The sequence below is a fragment of the Mesorhizobium sp. LSJC269B00 genome (assembly GCF_000502815.1).
In the GTDB taxonomy this organism is placed as follows: Bacteria; Pseudomonadota; Alphaproteobacteria; order Rhizobiales; family Rhizobiaceae; genus Mesorhizobium.
Genome location: NZ_AYVN01000015.1, coordinates 66,294 through 83,776, shown reverse-complemented (window position 1 = coordinate 83,776; position 17,483 = coordinate 66,294). Strand labels below are relative to the sequence as shown.

Genomic DNA, 17,483 nt, shown 5'->3' with positions numbered 1-17,483 from the left:
GAGTTCAAAACCAAGGAAGTGGCCAAGCGAATCGGTGTCGACGATGTGCTGCTCGACATCGACACCGTGACGCCCGAAGAGGCGCGCGAAAAGCTCGGCCGATTTGCGGGAAATCTCGACCGCTATCGCAAGACAAGCCTTCAGGCCGTGCTCGAAGAACATGCTTCGGCAATGTCGGCCACAAACCTGCTGGCGCCGCTGATCGCCGGCCGCTCAGCGGATATTGCGCGCGGCGTTGGACAGGGTGGTGAACAAAGCGCGTCGCGACTGCGGGACGGCAAGCATGAAAACGAGACCGATGCCGTAGTTGAGGGCAAGCGCCAAAAAGACCGCGAGCAGGTCTGACTGGCCCGTTAGAGACGCCGGCAACCACAGGTACAGGAACCAGGCAAGCAGGGACGAGGCGATGAAAAGCCCCTGCATGAGCAGGAAGTCGGCGGCGGTCACCGGACCGACGCGATGGACCAGTAGCGCCAGCACGGGAACGCGCAGCACGTAACCGCTGATGGCATAGGCCGCGGCAACGCCGACGGCGCCCCAGTGCAGGCCGACGACGAAGGCAGCGACGGTCGTCAGCGACGAATAGATGCCCCAATGGAACATGGTCTTCGTCTTGCCCTGACAGATGAATATCCATCCCGTCGTGCTTGAAACGGACTGGACCAGGCTGGCGATGCCCAGCCAGGCAAAGATCGGTGCGACCGGTGCCCAGCCCGCGCCGAAGAGAAGTCCGACGATCTGATTGGAGGTCAGCGTCAGCGCCGCGATGCCCGGCATGGTAACGGCCGCCAGCATCCAGTTGGTGCGCACATAGATATCGCGAAAGCGGGCCTTGTCATCGTGGATGCGGCTGAGCAGCGGCACCATAACCCGTGTCAGCGGCTGGTTGATGTTCTGCAGCGGGAACAACAGGAGCTTGTAGGCGCGGTCGTAATAGCCGAGTTCGATCGCACCGGAATATTTTCCGATGAGAATGTTGTCGAGATTGCGCGAGAAGAAGTTGGCGAGGTTGAAGCCGGTCAGGTTGGCGCCGAACGACAATATATCGGCATCGACCTTCAGGTCCGGCCGCAAAGGCGTCCAACGCGCCACCAGCCAGGCGGCAGCCAGGGCGATAGCTGCCGAAACCGCCGGGCCGATGACCAGCGACCAGTAGCCCAACCCCGCATAGGCCGCGATTGCGGCGGCCAGAAGTCCGGCGGCGGCGCTTATCACGTCGTTCAGTGCGAGCTGGCCGAACTGCAGGTGCCGGTTCATCAACGCCAGCGGCACTGCGGCGAGACTGCCGAGAAGCAGCGGCAGGGCGGAGCCAAGGGTGATGCCGGACATACGTTGATCGCCATAGAACGCGGCGATGGCAGGCGCCAGGCCGGCCACTACCACGGCACTACCCAGCCCGACGAGCGCGCTGATCCAGAACACCTGGTTGAGCTGCTGGTTGCTGATGTCCTTGCGCTGAACCACAGCCTGCTGCAGGCCCAGATTCTGAAGCAGCCCGACGAAGGCCACGATCGGCCCGACGGAAGCCACCAGACCGAAATCCTCGGGGACGAGCAGACGGGCCAGCACGATGACGGAGAGAAACTGGATCGCCATCTTGAAGCCCTGGGCGCCGATGGTTACCAGCCCGCCGCGCAGGGCGACACGACCGAACTGGGGGGGCGGATTGGCGTTCATGCAAGCGACCTCGTTTCGCCAAGCCGCATGGCGATTTCCACGAAATGTTGGTTCAGCAGATCGGAGTTGAACTCGGCCTCGATCTTCTTGCGCGCCGCGAGAGCGATCTCTTCACACGGCTTCGGATTCTCGGCGATCCAGGCAAGCTTTCCGGTCAGCGCCGCAACGTCCCGCTCAGCCACGAGAAAACCCGTCTTGTGATCGTCGATCAGTTCAGGGATCCCGGAATGATATGTGCTGACCACCGTCAGGCCGGCGGCCATCGCTTCCATCAGCGAAACCGGAATGCCTTCCAGATCGCCATCGCGGGCGCCGACGCTGGGCAGCAGGAACACATGCGCATCGCGCAGACGCTGTTTGACTTCGCTGTGCGGCCGGGGCCCAAGAAAATTCACCCTGTCGGCAATGCCGAGCTCTGCGGCGATCCCCTTCAGCTCCTCGAGAAGTTCTCCGCCGCCGATCACCGAGTAGATCCAGTCTCGCCGCGGCAGGCCAGCAAGCGCGCGAAGCGCATATTCGATGCCCTTCTTTTCAGTCAGGCGGCAGACCGAGATGAAAGACAGCGTAGCCTGCTCCCATGAACGCCACCGATAGTCGATGTCACTCGGCCGCACCCCCATATGGTGAACCACAACCTGCTCCGGCGATGCACCGACCTCAATCAAGGCATCGCGGAAAAACGCATTCACCGGCAGTTGAAGAACGCCCTTTTCGAACACAATCTTGTAGCGCGCGAGCGTATTGTCATGCAGCGGTTCGCCGACATCACGGCCGTGAAATATCGTCACCAGGGGAGCGGAAATCCTCCCGCGCTTGATGGCGCGGGCCACGCGCATGCCGTTGTTGCCGAAATGGGCAACGATGACGTCGGCGCCCTGCAGTTTTCGCGCATGAGCAATGTCGATGGCGGTCGAGAGCTTGTCCCAGAACCTGCCGGACCACTTCCTGAGCAGCGGGCGATAGCGACCCAGGCCACCCCACCAGCATACGACCTTTCCTGGCAACGCCTGCCAGCGCGGATCATCGATGTTGCTGTCCCTGCCGAAGGACGTCTCGTTGCAGACGACGCCGACTTCCATGCCGCGCTCAAGGCATCCGGCTATCTGGTCGAGAACAAAGGTTTCGGACAATGAGGGAAACTTGTCGACTACAAAGCAGATCTTCATCGGCAGGATGCGCTCGTCCGGGGAGCCGGTGTCCCTTTGACAAAAGCCGGGCCGAAGACAGGGTGGCGGAAGCACAAGACATGCAGCATGGAACTCTACCGCTGTTGGCCCACCCGCAGGAACGTTAGTACAGGTCTTGCTGCACTGCAACATTTTTGGTGCAGTGTAGCAAGATTTCCCTCAGCTTGGCGTGCCTGCCGATCAAACGCAGAGGAGCAGTGTCAGCCGGCAGATGAAGGATCCGCCAAGCCCTCGGAAACGCCGACATGACCGGTGGGTGCATGCGCAGGGCTCGATGTGGCCAGTTGGGTAACGATCTGCGCAAAACGTTCATTCAGAACATCTGCGTTGAAGTCCTCCTCGACTTTGCGGCGTGCGGCAAGCGCGATACGCTCGCATTCGGTCGGGTGCTCCGCGGCCCAGGCAAGCTTGCCGGCAAGCGCTGAAATATCTCGCTCGGGCGCAAGCAACCCCGTCTCCCCATCCTTGATGAGCTCCGGGATTCCCGAATGATACGTGCTGACCGCAATCAATCCGGCGGCCATGGCCTCCATGAGCGCGACCGGAATGCCTTCCATATCCCCGTCGCTGGCAGTGATACTTGGCAGCAAAAAGAGATGCGCCATGCGAAGCCGTCTTTTCACCTCTGCGTGAGGGAGGCTGCCGAGGAATGTTACGCGACCAGCCAAGCCCAGCTCTACGGCCAGCTTCTCCAGATTCATCCGCAGAGGACCGTCGCCAACAATGTCGTAACGCCAGTCTAGCTGCGGCTGGGAGGCCTTGAGGGAGGCCAGGGCTCGCAAGGCGAACTCGACGCCTTTCTTTTCGACCAGGCGGCAAACCGTCGTCACGACCAGTTGGGTGCCTTCCCACGATTCCCAGCGATAGCCGATTTCGCGGGTGTCAATTCCCATATGGTGGACCGTCGTGCTCGCCTGGGACAGGCCGGCTTCCAGCAGCATCGTGCGGAAGTAATCGTTGACGGGCAGGTTCAGGGTCCCATGCTTGGTCAGCCCGGCATATTGTGTCGCGAGCACTGCCTGCCGCGCCGGGATCGCCACGTCCGCGCCGTGAAAGATGGTTATGATCGGTGGTTTGAGCACCTTCCATTTCTTCAGTGCGGCTGCTCTCTCGCCGTTCTGTCCGAAGTGGGCGACAATCACGTCGCAGCGGTTCAGGCGGCGTGCAAAGGCGATGTCGAGAACGGTCGAGGCCTTGTATCGCAGACGCGGCGGCAGACGCTGTACAAATTTGCTGATTACAGCGGCCCATCGCCACCAATGTCGGGTTCTGGCGAGCAGCGTCGCCATCGGCTCGCTTTGCCGGTCAATTCGGTGGTCACCTTGCATCTTTTCGCAGACCACTTCGACCTGAAAGCCCCGCGCCAGCAGCCCAGCCATCTGGTCCACGACGAAGGTTTCCGAAAGCAGAGGGAATTCGCCGACGACAAAGCCCACGCGCATGACCCGCCCATAAGGTTGGGGCTTGCTCGGACCAAGCGGTCCATATCGCACAAGCCCTAATGTAGACAGGCAGAATACACGTTGATTGCTGCAGTGCCACAAAATATTGCACTGCAGCAATTAAAAGTGATCCGGACGGGCGCACGACGCCTGGACCTGGCTAACGGGAACTTTGCGCGACCACGGTCGTGCAGCGTCTCAGCTGAAATGCAACACGACGCGTTTAGGCTGCGCGCTCCAAACCGACACGTCTTGCGCGGTCGAGAACGCCCATGAACGTTGCGAACTGGCTGTCGGGGTTCATTTGCCGCCGCTCCGAAAACTGACGTGCTGTCGCTGACAGCCGCTTGTACTCGGCCTCATCGCTCCACAGCCGCCTGATCGTTGCGACCCAGTCGGCGAGCGGGGCGTCGTAGTCCAGTACCACGCCGCCGGCGCCGATCGCTTCCGGCAGACCGCCGCGCCGCGAGCCGACCACGGGAATGCCACTACAATGCGCTTCCGAGGCCACCCGGCCCCAGGCTTCTTCCCATTTGCTGGGCGCAAGCAGGATTTTCGTGCGGCCGTAGACCGTCTTCATGTCGCTGGTGCGGCTTTCCAGCTTGACGTTCTGGAGGGGAGAGATTGTTGCTTCGATCCGGGCTCGATGATCGTCGTCGAGCTTCCAGCTTTCGACGAACAGGAACGGGATCTCGGGACAGGCGGCGGCAATGCGCACCGCAAGATCGAAGCCTTTTTCCTCATATGGATTGATGAGCGTGACAAATTCACCGGTCGTCGGTGTGCTGTAGAACGCGGGATTGATGGTCGGCGGAATAACCGTCGAATCGATATCGAATTTTGCCTTATAGGCGCGCGCGGTGAACTCGGAGTTGGCGATATAGACCGCCGAATGGAGCTCACGCAGATCGCCGGCCAATTCGTCGAATTCGACATTCCTCAGATAGACGGTCAGCGGCACGCCAAGCCTCTGCAGCTCTCTGCCGATCGGCACCGAATTGTGGCACTGCACGACCGCGACATCCGGCCTCAACTTTTTGACGGCGAAGTCGGCCGCTTCCCAGGGGAACCACGCCCGTACAACCGGATAGCCCGGGAAATTGTCGATGACCGCGCGCTGACGAAGGAGCTTCATCTTGGCGCGCGCCCTGAAGCCGAACATGCCGTCGCCGAACAGGGCTGCCAGAACGGATGCCTCGTGACCGTTTTCGCGCAATTGCTCGACCAGGTGGTGGGTGCTCGACTGGACGCCCCCGCTGAATTGCGGCGTGTAGCCGGTGCCGCCTGCAAACAGAACTTTCATGAACCTGGCTCCGCGTTGTGCCGCCCTGCCTTCACGCCGCCATCCTGCCGATCGAGAAATACTCGATGCCGTGACGGGCGATGACCTTGGGATCATAGAGGTTACGGCCATCGAAGATGACCGGCGTGGTCAGGGCATCCTTCACCGCGTCGAAGGACGGGGCGCGGAAACTCTTCCATTCGGTGGCGATCAGCAACGCGTCGGCGCCGCGCAGTGCCGCCTCCTTGGTGCCGCACAACAAAAGGTCGTCGCGCAGGCCGTAGATGGCCTGGCATTCCTGCATCGCCTCGGGGTCGTAGGCCTGCACATTGGCGCCGGCCTGCCACAGCGCCTCCATCAGGACGCGCGCCGGCGCCTCGCGCATGTCGTCGGTGTTGGGCTTGAAGGCGAGGCCCCAGAGCGCGAAGGTCTTGCCCTTGAGACTGCCCTTGAAATAACGGTGCACCTTGTCGAACAGCACCGACTTCTGGGCATTGTTGCGCTCCTCCACGGCGCGCAGCAGCTTGGCGTCGAACTTGACACCTTCGGCGGTCTTGATCAGCGCGCGGACATCCTTGGGAAAGCACGAACCGCCATAGCCGAGGCCGGGATAGATGAAGTGGTAGCCGATGCGCGGATCCGAGCCGATGCCCTTGCGTACCTCCTCGATGTCGGCGCCGAGCTGCTCGGCCAGATTGGCCATTTCGTTCATGAAGGAGATCTTGGTCGCCAGCATGCAGTTGGCGGCGTACTTCGTGAATTCGGCGCTGCGCACGTCCATCACGATCATCTTCTCGTGGTTGCGGTTGAACGGCGCGTAGAGCTCCCGCATCACCGCCTCGGTGCCCTCGCTGTTGGTGCCGACAATGATGCGGTCAGGCTTCATGCAGTCGGCGACGGCGGAACCCTCCTTGAGGAACTCAGGATTGGAAGCGACGTCGAAAGCCAGGTCCTGGCGCCCGCGCGCCTTCAGCGTCGCGGCGATTTTGGCCTTCACCTTTTCGCAGGTGCCGACCGGCACGGTCGACTTGCCGACGACGATCTTGGGACCGTCCATTTCGCGGCCGATGGTCTCGGCCACCGCCAGCACATATTTGAGGTCGGCCGAACCATCTTCGCCGGGTGGCGTGCCGACCGCAATCATCTGGATCTCGCCATGCTTGACGCCGGCGGCGGCATCGGTGGTGAACTTGATGCGGCCGGCGGCGTGGTTCTCCTTGACCAGGGCCTCCAGTCCCGGTTCGAAAATCGGCACCAGGCCCTGGTTGAGCCGCTCGACCTTCTTTTCATCGACATCGACGCACACCACCTGGTGCCCGACCTCCGCCAGCACCGCGGCCTGCACGAGACCGACATAGCCAATTCCAAAGACCGTCAAATTCATTCGGGTTAATTCCTGTTCACGCCCTTTGGCCTTATATAGCCGGGCCGGTTCAGATCTACTTTATGCTGCTTACACTGCATGCCAGCGATTCCGGAAACTGGCACGGCTGGCCGAGCGCGGTGAAGGCGACGCGCTGCACCTGCATCGTCACCTGGCGGCCGGGGTCCGAAAAGGCGCCCATCCAGTTTTTCAGCGTGTCGCTGCCCCAGAGGCTGAAGAATATCTTCTGCGAGTGGGTCGGCAATTGCTCGGGATTGGTCACTTCCTGGACCAGCTTGCCGTTGACGTACCAGCGCAGCCGGTCCTTTTCCCAGATAAAGGCATAGTCGTTGAAGCCCTTGTCGGCGCCGCCTTCGACCTCGGCCAGCTTCTCGTTCTTGGGCTTGCCGGCGATGTAGCTGTTGACCTGCACCTTGGATGTATCCTTGGTCAGCACCTCGAAGTCGATCTCATACCAGGGCTGTTTGTCGGCAGGGCCGATATAGGTGAAGAAAGCGGCGTTGAGACCGGATCCGGTGTCGGTCTTCATCCGTGCTTCATAGGTCCCATAGCCGAAGCGCTGCTTGGTCTGGATCTCGGCGCAGGCGAACTCGCGGTCCTTCAGTTTGCGCTTTTCGAAGCCGAGCGTCAGCATGTTGTCGGAAAATTTTACCAGGCTTTTCGACCAGGTGCAGTTCTGGTGATTGCCGTTCGACCAACCGTCGGAGACATACCAGCGCGAACGATCGAAACTCTTGAAATCGTCGACGAAGGACGGTGCGCTTTGCATCTCCGGGGAGGCGTCCTGGGCGCGGGAGGGGTGGGCGGCGCCGAGCAGAGCTGCGGCTGCCGCCAACAGAAGCGCACCAACGGATAGAAGACGCGTTGGGTTTACAAGACGCATTGGCCGATTTGGCCGCGTCGAAATCATGGCATCGATTGCCGCCATGGGCGTCGTCTTCGGATCTGCGTTCATATCAATTCACCTTTGTGCTGTTCCGCCCCAACCCAAAGTCACCGATTGGCCCACATTGCTAACGGGCCGATCCCGATCCTCCGTCCCCGAACTTTCTCTTCTGTGTCTCGTGTGACCGTGTTCAGCCGAAGCGACCTGCGGGTTTGACATATTCCCCGTGCGAATCAGAACTCTGGCCATCCTCGCCGACGATCGCGTCGAGTGAATGACGCAGTTCCTTCATCCGGCTCGTCTGGCGCACCAGCTCGGCGATGCGCTGTTCGCAGTTCAGGATGGACTTCGTCAGCTCGCCGACTTCCGACAGCTTGCGTGCCGACGCCGAGCCGTTCTCCATCGACTCGACCAGGAAGGCCGCGTTGGTGGACTTCGACCGGTAGCGGGCCTCCAACCCGGTCTTCTCGGCCGCAATCTCGGCCGTGATCTGATCCAACAGCTTTGCCAGACGGTCGAAACGCGCCAGATCGGTCTGCTTGTCGCGCGCTGGGTCCCTGGACCTGAAGCCGAAAATTGAAGCCATCCGGTTGGCCTTCCAAAATTGCTGCACCGCAACATACAGTGCCATCGTCGGGGCGTGTAGGCAACCTCCGAGTTTCAGAAAGGCAATTTTTTCAGCCTTGCGGCCGCCGTCCCGGACTTGGCGGAGCCTACTTTTGCGCCGCCGTGCTGGTAGCGGCCATGAGGAAGCGCAAGGGCGGCACCGGCTGCTGCCGCGGGGACAGACCGGCGTGGCGAAACAACGCATCGAGCTTGTCGGCGGCCACGCCGACAACGATGGGAATGAAGTTCGACTGGCTGGCCAGCGCATAGGCGGCGGCAGACGCCATGCCGCGCTCGGCCTTCACATCGAGGAAATTGCGCAGCCGGTATTTGTCACGCACATGCCGCTCGTGCTTGCGCAGCAGGGCCTTGGAGCCTTCCGGCAGGCTGTCGATCTCGAGCAGTGCCAGATCCGCATCGGCGAGGCGCTTCAGATCCTGTGTCTTGTGGCGCCCGCTCAACGAATCGGCGCGCACGATCGCGCCATAGCCGCAGGAACGGATGACCTTGAAGCGTGCGCCAAGGGCAAAGGCGCGAGCGTAGAGTTCGTAATCTTCGCCGAGACGCAGGTTCTCGTCGTAACGCAGCCCATGCCTGTCGAGGAAAGCTCTTGATATCACCGGCTTGAGAAAGCCGAGTTCGCCGCGCTGGACACGCCGTCTGGAGATGTTGCCCTCGATGAATCGCTCGAAGTCGAGGAATTCCGGGTCCGCCGAAAAGGACGGGGCGACGATCTTCGAGACATCGGTCGCCGTATCGTCACGGATCAGCATGATGTTGTCGGCGGCGAAATCCCAGTCGGCGCTGGCAAACAGCTGGCGAAACCGTCCCTGAAGGAAGAAATCGTCGGCGTCGAGAATGCTGATGAAAGGTGATTTCGACCCGGCAATGGCGGTATTGCGGGCGAAGGACGGGCCGCGATTGGCGTCGAGCCGGATGACCGAAAGCCGGCCGCTGCCATCGTCGGCAGCGCTGGCCACTTTTGCGGTGTCGTCGGTGGAGGCGTCGTCGACGACGACGACTTCCGCCACCTCCGGCTCGCGCAGCGCCGAGGCGATGGCTGCGGGAATGGTCCGGGCCGCGTTGCGCGCCGCGATGATCACGCAGACCCGGGATTCTGTCATGGACATAGGATGGCCTTTCGATTGCGTAAAGTGTCGCGAGGCCCCTCGCCCTCCCGGCGCGCGGCGCCGGACCCCGATCCATCCTCCCATGATCCATCCCCAGCGGATCGGGACGGAACGTTTTCTGCCTGCTGCATGACGACCCTCATCGTCACCGGCTTTCCCGCTCGAAAATCCGCCGGCTGAGGTCGGCTGACGCGGCCCAGCCGGCCTCGGTCAGGTAGCGGACAGGTTCGCGGCCGCACAATTCCCACAAAACGGTGCGCCGTTGCGGCCATCTGAGCGACGACAGCCACGGCGCGATGACCATGTGGAACAGGTCTTCATTGCCGATGCGTGACAGGATCCTGGTGGCCCGATCCGACAGCAGCGTGCCGGCGCCACCAAGCAGCACATCGGCGGCGCGCAGGCCCAGCAGCAGGGTGTCGGCCAGCCCCTGCTCGGCCGCGTAGTCGAGCACAGTCTGCTGCTCGGCCTCGCTCAGCCGACTGGCAGCGGCCCGGATATCGCAGACATAGCCCGCGCATGGCTCGCGGTTGAACAGCGCCTTTGCGACACTGATGCAGGACAGAAGCAAAGTGTCGGAGGCCGAGATGAACGGCACGCTGGAGCCGGCGATCGCAAGCGCGCGCTTGCGGCGCAGGAACCCTTCCGTATCGCGCGGGCTGGGCGATCCCGGCTGCTGGAGCCGGTAATGGAGATCGACGGTGGACAATTTCTGACCCTGGCTGCGAACCATGTGCTGCTCGCCCAGAAAGCGCACCCACCAGACGGAGCGGGACTTGCCGGCGACCTCGTAGCCGATCGAGCGCAGCGCATCACGAGCTCTAAAGAAGCCGGCCGGCGACACCAATATGTCGACATCTCCGGACGGCTTCATGAAATGGTCGCCATAGAGCAGTTGCTGCTGGAGGGGGCCCTTCAGGAAGACGAAATCGATGCTGCTGCCGCGCAGCGCCTTGTCGATGGCCATCGAATCCATGATGCCGGACGAGTTCATCGCAATCGTGCGCCGGCGATAAGTGTCGAGCCACTCGAGCAATCCCGGCGGCGTCTCGCCCGCCGGTGGGCGCGACAGCGCCTGCAGCATGAAGGTGGCGACCTTGTTTAGCCTGGCGATATCGCAAACATCGGCAACGGAGATGGCCGGTGCAGGCGCGGCGCTGGGGCTCGCCCTGGAGGCGAAGAACAGCCGCAGACAAGCCTGCACATAGGCCACTTCGTCGGCGCAGCCAGCGGCGCGCAACCTTTCGAAGGTCCCTTCCTGCAATGCCATATGCTGCAGCATCTCCGCAAAAAATTCGCCAGGCGCGTTATATTGCAACTGCGAAGCAAAGCATCGCCAAATTCATGCGCCGCGTCCAGTTTTTCCTTTGGAGACAATTTTCCTGCAACCTGGACGTCTGGCGACACAGTCGTACAACGTGATGCAAGGCGTCGCCTGATCGGAGCCTCTGCCGACACGTCAGCAACAATCTTGTGGGAACGCGCCGGCGCCCCAAATGACGAGCATCGACTAGAAAATTTAATGTAATAAAATCAGTTGCTTAGTTAAGCACCACGGACACTGCGCTGAAATCGCCTAGGCTGTGAAAATGCAAGCGGTTTTGATCACCATTGAAGGCAACCGCAACCGGGAATTGATTAACGGCGGGTAAATCAGGCTTGACTCATAAATGCTGCCATGCAGCTATTGCGGTGCAGCAATAGCTCGCTGCCGGCAATCGACAGGCCGCTTCCAGTCCACAAGTGGAGAGTAAATTGGAACAGAATGTTGAAAAGCATGAGTACGAAACCCCTAGCCTGACGGTCCACGGCTCGATCGAGACCATCACGCAAGGCGGTAGCGGTACTACGGCACTCGACGCCTCGTTTCCGGCACATACGCCGGTCGGCGAACTCACCTTCTCCTGAGTCTTCTCTCGTTGGGGTGACAAAGTCCGGACTCTGCAAACAGAGCGCACTAAGGAGAGTCGGGGGTCAAACCCCGGCTCTCGCGTCTTTGTCCGGAATTGCCGAAGCGTTGGTGTTGTGAGCGAGGTTTAGGAATGGACTGGAACCCCACGGACCACGATCGGATGAGCGCGAGCAAGGATGCCGTGGCCTGCGAATTCGGCAACGGCCTGGCGCTGCTCGATATGAGGTCCAACATCTATTACAGCCTGAACAGCGTCGGCGCCTATATCTGGGAGCTGATCCAGGAGCCGCGGCCGATTTCCGAAATCCGCAGCGCCGTGCTGGATCGCTACAATGTCGATCCGGAACGCTGCAAGGCCGATGTCGATGGATTGTTGAAGGGCTTGGCGGACGCCGGGCTTGCGAGGCTCCATGATGAGGAACTTGTCTAGAGCTTTCTCACTGAGCGGGCCGGAGATGCTCTTTCTCGCCCACTGCCTTGCGGTGGTCGTGGCGGTGCGGCTGGGGCTGACGCTGCTTTCCTACAACAAAGTGCGCCGCGTGGTGACCCGGCTCGACGCGCGCGAACCAGCCGACATCGGCGATCTCAGGCGTGTCGCCTGGGGCGTGGCTGCGGCTGCCCGCCTGGTGCCTGGCGCAAGCTGTCTGACCCAAGCGCTTTCCGGCCAGTATTTGCTTGCCCGCCAGGGCAACGCCTCAAAAATCCGCATCGGCATCGAGCGCGACACCGGCACCGAGTTGAAGGCGCATGCCTGGCTGGTCAGCGGTGACCACATCGTGCTCGGCGGCTCGCTTGGCAGGTTTAACCATCTCGTCGACCACGGCCAGTGAGCGATGAGCGGCGTCGCCGGAATTCTGCTGAGGCAGGAAGGCAGGCAGGCCGCCGCGGCCGACATCCAGCGCATGCTTGCCCGCATGCAGCATCGCGCGCCTGACGGCAGTTCGTGGTGGATCGACGAGGGCGTCGTTCTTGGCCACGCCTGGCTCAACACCACCGATGAAGCCGGCCCCGGCCCGCTGACCATGGCCGGCGGCAAGCTCGCAATCACCGCGGACTGCCGGCTGGACAATCGCGACGAATTGCTGGCCAGGCTCGGCATCCGGGACAATTCGGTTGCCGACGCCGTGCTTGTGATGCGCGCCTATCTGCGCTGGGGCGAAGCCTGTCCCGAATATCTCCAGGGCGACTTCGCCTTTGCCATCTGGGACGCCGAGCGCCAGAAGCTGTTTTGCGTGCGCGATCATTTCGGCGTCAAACCCTTCTACTACCATTCGAGCGACCGGCGTTTCGTCTTTGCCTCGGAGATCGGGCCGATCCTCGATGTCGGCGGCGTCGACATGCGCATCAGCGAACACCAGATTTCCGGCTTCCTCGCCGGGCTGCCCGACGATCCGCAATCGACTGCCTATGCCGATATCTTCCGTCTGCCCGCGCGCCATAGCCTGACGGTGACCGGGAACCAGGTGGTGTTGCGCCGCTACTGGCAGATCGAACCCTCGCCAAGGCCGATGCGATCGGATACGGCCGAGGAATTCCGGCATTTGTTTTCGCAATCGGTCCGCAACCGCATGCGCGGCACGCGGGCGGTCGGGGCGATGCTGAGCGGAGGCCTCGATTCCTCCTCGATCGCCTGCGTGGCGGGCCTTCAGAATGCCGCGCAGCGCAAGCCGAGGCTGCCGACCTTCTCGCTGGTGTTCGAAAGGGGTTCGCCGATGGACGAGCGGCCTTTCATCGAGGCAGTGCTTGGACAGGAGAAGGTCGACGGCACTTTGATTTCCGTCGGCAACTACGCGCCCTTCGCGGAATTCGAACGCATTCTGGAAGAGCAGGAAGAAACGTTCCTGGCCCCCGGCCTGTCGCTGACCCGCGACATCTACAGGACGGCCGGCGCCAAGGGCATGAAGGTGCTGCTGGACGGCCATGGTGGCGACGAGGTGGTTTCGCAAGGCCACGGCCATCTGCACGAACTCGCCGACGCCGGCAAATGGATGGAGCTGTGGCGCGAGCTGCGCAGCGCCTCCAACACCTATGGCGATGGCATGCTCGGCCTCTACTACCAGTTCCTTACCCTTTACGGGCCGGCCTGGCGCATCGCGAGAATCAAGCGGTTCGCGAACCGCGTGCTTGGCAAATTGCGGCGCCATCCCACTGGGCGGCCGGCGACGAGCTGGCGCGCCCTGATCAATCCGGACCTGGCGATGCGTACCGACCTCGTCGAACGGTTCCGCAGGGCCGGCTATATGCCGCCCGCGGTCAGCGCCAGCGAGACCTTGACCCATCGCTGGCTGCTGTCGAACGGCATGGTGCCGCACGCCTTCGAGGTTCTCGACAAGGCCGCCGCCAATTTCGGCGTCGAGCCGCGCTACCCCTTCTGGGACAAGCCGCTGGTCGAGTTCTGCCTGGCGCTGCCCGGCGCGGAAAAGCTGAACCAGGGCTTTGGCCGCTCGGTGCTGCGCCGCGCCATGGAAGGTATCCTGCCGCCGGCGGTGCAGTGGCGGCGCGACAAGATCGATTTCACCTCGAACCTGGTCAAAGGCATGCTCGGCAATCACCGTGATCTCCTCGACAAGGTGCTGGTAGCGGATGCGGCGCTGATCGCGCCCTATGTCAATTTGCCCGAAGTGACAGCCGCCTATGGCCGCATCTCGCGGCAACCGGACGAAGCCACCCTGCCCGATGTCCAGTATGTCTGGCGTTCGATCGCGTTGTCGCTGTGGCTAAGGCAGGTGCAACAGCGCGGGAGCCAAGCATGACACTGGCCAACATGCCACTCACCGCCGATGCGATCCGCGATGCCGGCCATCCCAAGGCTCGCGCGCAACGCTTCTACAGGGCTTATGGCCTGACGATCGGTTCGCAGGTCGAATTGCCCGAGCTGGAGCCGAGCGCGCCGGCGGCGGTCGATGTGGTGATTGCAGTCGGCCCGATCGACTTGCCAAAACCCTCGCCCGAGACCGGAACTGCTTTCCGCTTCGAGGCGCGGCAGCAATATCTGGCATGGCAGACGGTCGGCGCCTTCCTGATTACCGATGCCTGCCGCATCGAGGTGGAGCCGGCGCCTGATGTCGACGACGCGCTGCTGGCGTTTCCGCTGCTCGGTCCGGTCATGGCACTGCTCCTGCACCAGCGCGGCCTGCTCATCCTGCACGCCAGCGCCATTGCGGTCGGCGGCAAGAGCGCGGTCTTCATGGGCGACAAGGGCGCCGGCAAATCGACGACGGCGAGCGCGATGATCCGTGCCGGGCATCGATTGCTGACCGACGATGTCGTGGCGCTCGATCTCAGGGACCGGCCGATGATCGTTCCGGGTTTTCCGCAGTTGAAGCTCGCCGCCGATGCCGCCGCCGCGTTTCCCATCCGCCAGGCAGAGATACGCCCGCAGGTGCATGCGGCGATCGACAAGATGCAGCACCGCCTGCACGCCGGATTTGCGGCAGACGCGGTGCCGGCGACCCGGATCTATATCCTCGAGCGCAGCGACAAGGCAGCGATCACGCCGCTGCCAGGCATCGGCGCCCTGCCGGCAATCATCAAGTTTTCCTATGTGACGCGTTTCGGCCGTCCAGCCCTGGTCGGCGATTTTGCCACGACACATCTTCGCCAATGCGCCGCCCTGGCCAGCCAGATCGGCGTCTGTCGCCTCGAAGTGCCCACCGGGCTCGACCGTATCGGCGAAGCCGTCGCCCTGATCGAAAACGATCTGGCGGCCGACAAAGGGCCGCGGTGACTGACATGTCCGCATCGCAGATCCTGCGCTTTTCGTTTTACCGCGATGTCGCCGGCTTCGGCGCCGCCATGGCCCGGATCGGCGGGCGCAGGACCTTCACGGCATTGCTGTTCCTGATCCTGGGAAGCCTGACCGAAGGCATCTCGATCCTGCTTCTGGTGCCGCTGCTGCATCTGGTCGGGCGACCCGAGCAGAATTTCGCGGTCAGGTTGCCTGACCGCGACTGGGTGCGCTGGCTGGCTCCGGACGGAACGCTGCAATTGACCACGGTGCTTTGCCTGCTGGTCGGGCTTGTCGCGCTGCAGGCAGCGTTCAACCGCTATAAATCCGTCTACATGGCGCGGCTGCTGCTCGACTTCATCAATCGCCTGCGCATGAACCTGTTCGAGAGCATCGGCAAGGCGCGGTGGGGGATATTCGCGCGCATGCGCAGCTCCGATCTCGACCATGCGCTGACCGGCGATATCGACCGCGTGCAGTCGGCGGCGTTCTCGCTGCTGATGCTGGTGCAGATCGCCGTGCTTCTGGCGGGTTATCTCGTTGTGTCGCTGTTCATTTCGACAGTGATGACGGCGTTTGCCATTGTCGTCGGCATCGTCACCTTCCTGGCACTGCAGCCGTTTCGGGCACGAGCCAGCGCCTTCGGCCGGGTTTTGACCAGCAATCGCCAGGAGCAGTACCGAACGGTCTCGGAGTTCCTCGGCGGCATCAAGGTGGCCAAGAGCCTGAATGTCGAGGCGACCTATTACGCGCAGCTTCGGGCGACGCTGGAGAAGATGAAGGCCGACAACATCAACTATGTGCGCAACAGCACCATCGGCACCGCGCTGTTCCAGGTCGCCAGCGTCATTGGTCTGAGCCTGTTCATCTATGTCGCCCTGGTCCGCTTCAACCTCTCACTGGCCGAGATCGTAGTCTTGCTTCTGGTGTTCATGCGCATCGCGCCGCGTTTCATGGACATGCAGATGCAGGCGCAGCAGGTGCTGATCAATCTGCCGGCCTATGCCTCGATGCGCGACATGCAGGCGCGTTTCGATGCCGAACGCGAGCCGGCAAACCTCGAATCGGATGCCAAGCTGTCGCTCGATGTCGGGCTCAACATCCGCAATGTCTCCTTTGTCTATGAGGCCGGCGGCAAGCCGGTGGTGAGCGATGTGACCTTTGGCCTTCCCGCCGGCAAGGTAACGGCGCTGATCGGTCCGTCAGGATCGGGCAAGAGCACGCTTGCCGACATGCTGCTTGGCCTGCTCGAACCGAGCGAGGGCAAGATCCTGGCCGATGGCGTCGAGATCGGCGCGGCCAATCGCCGGCGCTGGCGCGACCAGGTGGCGTATGTGCCGCAAGACGTGTTCCTGCTGCACGATACGATCGCCGCCAATCTGCGCCTTGCCGCGCCGCAAGCCAGTGACGCGGAGCTGTGGACTGCACTGCGCGCTGCGCATGGCGCCGACTTCGTCGAGCGGCTGGAGTTGCGGCTCGACACGGTGGTCGGCGACCGCGGCGTCCGGCTCTCGGGCGGCGAACGCCAGCGCATCGCGCTGGCGCGCGCGCTGCTGCGCAAACCTTCGCTGCTCATTCTCGACGAGGCGACCAGCGCGCTCGACTGGCAGAACCAATCCCTGATCGCCAAGTCGATCGACGGCTTGCGCGGATCGATGACGATCCTGACCATTGCGCACAGGCCATCGATGATCGCCTTCGCCGACTGGGTGGTTGCAGTCGAAAACGGACGAATCGTCGAAGTGGGGCAATATCAGAGGTTGAAAGCGAAGGCCGGCAGCCGCCTGTCGAAAATGCTTTCAGGCGAGCAATCGGAACCCGAGCCGGCCGAAGCAGGCTGAGTCCGGCTGCAAGATGATCCGAGGCCGACCTTGCGGCTTCAGACTGCTCAATGCACGCTGCGCCTCGCCGAGAGCTTCTCGCCTTCAACCGCCTTGTCGGCGCCGAGGCTTCTTTCGGCGTCGCGAGCCCTGTCGGCCGATGTCGGCGCGCTCCTGGCGATCATCACATACACCAGCAGGAAATAACCGATTTGGATGAGGACAGCGCAGCCGATGACGCGAAGCACCGTTGTGGTGACCGTCGCGCCGTCGACATAGGACCACGCGACCACGATCGCGAGGGCGAAAACCATTCCAATGACGAATTTTGGTAATGACATGTTCGGCGGCCCGTCAACCGGCCCGAGCATGCAAAAGCGATGACTTACCCACCCGAGTATCTCCCCATTCGCCATGCGAGCTTATTTAG

At 62.3% G+C, this 17,483-nt stretch carries 16 protein-coding genes; 6 read left to right on the top strand and 10 right to left on the bottom strand.

Annotated features, from left to right (window positions below; translation table 11 throughout):
- Positions 1-213 precede the first annotated feature (213 nt).
- From X771_RS139575 to X771_RS139615, 9 genes are all read right to left on the bottom strand, one after another.
- Entirely contained in the window at positions 214-1,677 is a 1,464-nt protein-coding gene (locus X771_RS139575; protein WP_023684224.1) for a lipopolysaccharide biosynthesis protein, read from the bottom strand.
- The gene (locus tag X771_RS139580; protein WP_023684225.1) at positions 1,674-2,843 is read right to left on the bottom strand and encodes a glycosyltransferase; all 1,170 of its coding nucleotides are present in this window, start codon (positions 2,841-2,843) and stop codon (positions 1,674-1,676) included. Before X771_RS139580 ends, X771_RS139575 begins: the two co-directional genes overlap by 4 nt.
- Positions 2,844-3,064: 221 nt before the next feature.
- On the bottom strand, positions 3,065-4,306 hold the full coding sequence (locus X771_RS139585; RefSeq protein ID WP_023689989.1) for a glycosyltransferase: 1,242 nt from the start codon (positions 4,304-4,306) through the stop codon (positions 3,065-3,067).
- 223 nt (positions 4,307-4,529) lie between these two features.
- A complete protein-coding gene (locus tag X771_RS139590) occupies positions 4,530-5,609 on the bottom strand; it encodes a glycosyltransferase (RefSeq protein WP_023668804.1) in 1,080 nt (359 codons plus the stop codon).
- Between the two features lie 31 nt (positions 5,610-5,640).
- A complete protein-coding gene (locus X771_RS139595; protein WP_023668805.1) occupies positions 5,641-6,972 on the bottom strand; it encodes a UDP-glucose/GDP-mannose dehydrogenase family protein in 1,332 nt (443 codons plus the stop codon).
- 55 nt (positions 6,973-7,027) lie between these two features.
- Positions 7,028-7,927 carry a glycoside hydrolase family 16 protein gene (locus X771_RS139600; protein WP_023668806.1) on the bottom strand — a complete coding sequence of 300 codons (900 nt, stop codon included), beginning with the start codon at positions 7,925-7,927 and terminating at the stop codon, positions 7,028-7,030.
- 121 nt (positions 7,928-8,048) lie between these two features.
- Entirely contained in the window at positions 8,049-8,444 is a 396-nt protein-coding gene (locus tag X771_RS139605) for a hypothetical protein (RefSeq protein WP_023668807.1), read from the bottom strand.
- Between the two features lie 127 nt (positions 8,445-8,571).
- Complete coding sequence (locus tag X771_RS139610) at positions 8,572-9,594, bottom strand: glycosyltransferase family 2 protein (protein WP_023689987.1); 1,023 nt, start codon at positions 9,592-9,594, stop codon at positions 8,572-8,574.
- A gap of 145 nt (positions 9,595-9,739) precedes the next feature.
- The gene (locus X771_RS139615; protein WP_031203173.1) at positions 9,740-10,864 is read right to left on the bottom strand and encodes a nucleotidyltransferase family protein; all 1,125 of its coding nucleotides are present in this window, start codon (positions 10,862-10,864) and stop codon (positions 9,740-9,742) included.
- Positions 10,865-11,349: 485 nt separating this feature from the next.
- On the opposite strand from X771_RS139615, the gene X771_RS1000000167420 reads away from it, so the two are divergent.
- The 6 genes from X771_RS1000000167420 to X771_RS139645 all read left to right on the top strand — a co-directional run bounded on the left by X771_RS1000000167420 (position 11,350) and on the right by X771_RS139645 (position 17,074).
- On the top strand, positions 11,350-11,502 hold the full coding sequence (locus X771_RS1000000167420) for a lasso RiPP family leader peptide-containing protein (protein ID WP_023684233.1): 153 nt from the start codon (positions 11,350-11,352) through the stop codon (positions 11,500-11,502).
- 164 nt (positions 11,503-11,666) lie between these two features.
- The gene (locus X771_RS139625) at positions 11,667-11,936 is read left to right on the top strand and encodes a PqqD family protein (protein ID WP_245259933.1); all 270 of its coding nucleotides are present in this window, start codon (positions 11,667-11,669) and stop codon (positions 11,934-11,936) included.
- 25 nt (positions 11,937-11,961) lie between these two features.
- Positions 11,962-12,336 (top strand): lasso peptide biosynthesis B2 protein, encoded by a 375-nt coding sequence (locus X771_RS139630; RefSeq protein ID WP_023689984.1) that lies wholly within the window; start codon positions 11,962-11,964, stop codon positions 12,334-12,336.
- Positions 12,337-12,339: 3 nt separating this feature from the next.
- On the top strand, positions 12,340-14,259 hold the full coding sequence (locus X771_RS139635) for a lasso peptide isopeptide bond-forming cyclase (protein WP_023689983.1): 1,920 nt from the start codon (positions 12,340-12,342) through the stop codon (positions 14,257-14,259).
- Positions 14,256-15,233 carry an HPr kinase gene (locus X771_RS139640; RefSeq protein ID WP_023689982.1) on the top strand — a complete coding sequence of 326 codons (978 nt, stop codon included), beginning with the start codon at positions 14,256-14,258 and terminating at the stop codon, positions 15,231-15,233. Before X771_RS139635 ends, X771_RS139640 begins: the two co-directional genes overlap by 4 nt.
- Before the next feature lie 5 nt (positions 15,234-15,238).
- A complete protein-coding gene (locus X771_RS139645; RefSeq protein WP_023689981.1) occupies positions 15,239-17,074 on the top strand; it encodes an ABC transporter ATP-binding protein in 1,836 nt (611 codons plus the stop codon).
- Positions 17,075-17,121: 47 nt separating this feature from the next.
- Here X771_RS139645 and X771_RS139650 read toward each other — a convergent pair whose 3' ends face one another.
- A complete protein-coding gene (locus tag X771_RS139650) occupies positions 17,122-17,394 on the bottom strand; it encodes a hypothetical protein (RefSeq protein ID WP_023668815.1) in 273 nt (90 codons plus the stop codon).
- Positions 17,395-17,483: the final 89 nt, after the last annotated feature.

Coding starts and splice junctions, on each gene's coding strand:
- X771_RS139575 (WP_023684224.1), bottom strand. CDS start 1,677: ATGAACGCCAATCCGCCCCCCCAGTTCGGTCGTGTCGCCCTGCGCGGC.
- X771_RS139615 (WP_031203173.1), bottom strand. CDS start 10,864: ATGGCATTGCAGGAAGGGACCTTCGAAAGGTTGCGCGCCGCTGGCTGC.
- X771_RS139640 (WP_023689982.1), top strand. CDS start 14,256: ATGACACTGGCCAACATGCCACTCACCGCCGATGCGATCCGCGATGCC.
- X771_RS139650 (WP_023668815.1), bottom strand. CDS start 17,394: ATGTCATTACCAAAATTCGTCATTGGAATGGTTTTCGCCCTCGCGATC.
- X771_RS139625 (WP_245259933.1), top strand. CDS start 11,667: ATGAGCGCGAGCAAGGATGCCGTGGCCTGCGAATTCGGCAACGGCCTG.
- X771_RS139630 (WP_023689984.1), top strand. CDS start 11,962: ATGCTCTTTCTCGCCCACTGCCTTGCGGTGGTCGTGGCGGTGCGGCTG.
- X771_RS139595 (WP_023668805.1), bottom strand. CDS start 6,972: ATGAATTTGACGGTCTTTGGAATTGGCTATGTCGGTCTCGTGCAGGCC.
- X771_RS139590 (WP_023668804.1), bottom strand. CDS start 5,609: ATGAAAGTTCTGTTTGCAGGCGGCACCGGCTACACGCCGCAATTCAGC.
- X771_RS139605 (WP_023668807.1), bottom strand. CDS start 8,444: ATGGCTTCAATTTTCGGCTTCAGGTCCAGGGACCCAGCGCGCGACAAG.
- X771_RS139635 (WP_023689983.1), top strand. CDS start 12,340: ATGAGCGGCGTCGCCGGAATTCTGCTGAGGCAGGAAGGCAGGCAGGCC.
- X771_RS139585 (WP_023689989.1), bottom strand. CDS start 4,306: ATGCGCGTGGGCTTTGTCGTCGGCGAATTCCCTCTGCTTTCGGAAACC.
- X771_RS139600 (WP_023668806.1), bottom strand. CDS start 7,927: ATGAACGCAGATCCGAAGACGACGCCCATGGCGGCAATCGATGCCATG.
- X771_RS139610 (WP_023689987.1), bottom strand. CDS start 9,594: ATGTCCATGACAGAATCCCGGGTCTGCGTGATCATCGCGGCGCGCAAC.
- X771_RS139580 (WP_023684225.1), bottom strand. CDS start 2,843: ATGAAGATCTGCTTTGTAGTCGACAAGTTTCCCTCATTGTCCGAAACC.
- X771_RS139645 (WP_023689981.1), top strand. CDS start 15,239: ATGTCCGCATCGCAGATCCTGCGCTTTTCGTTTTACCGCGATGTCGCC.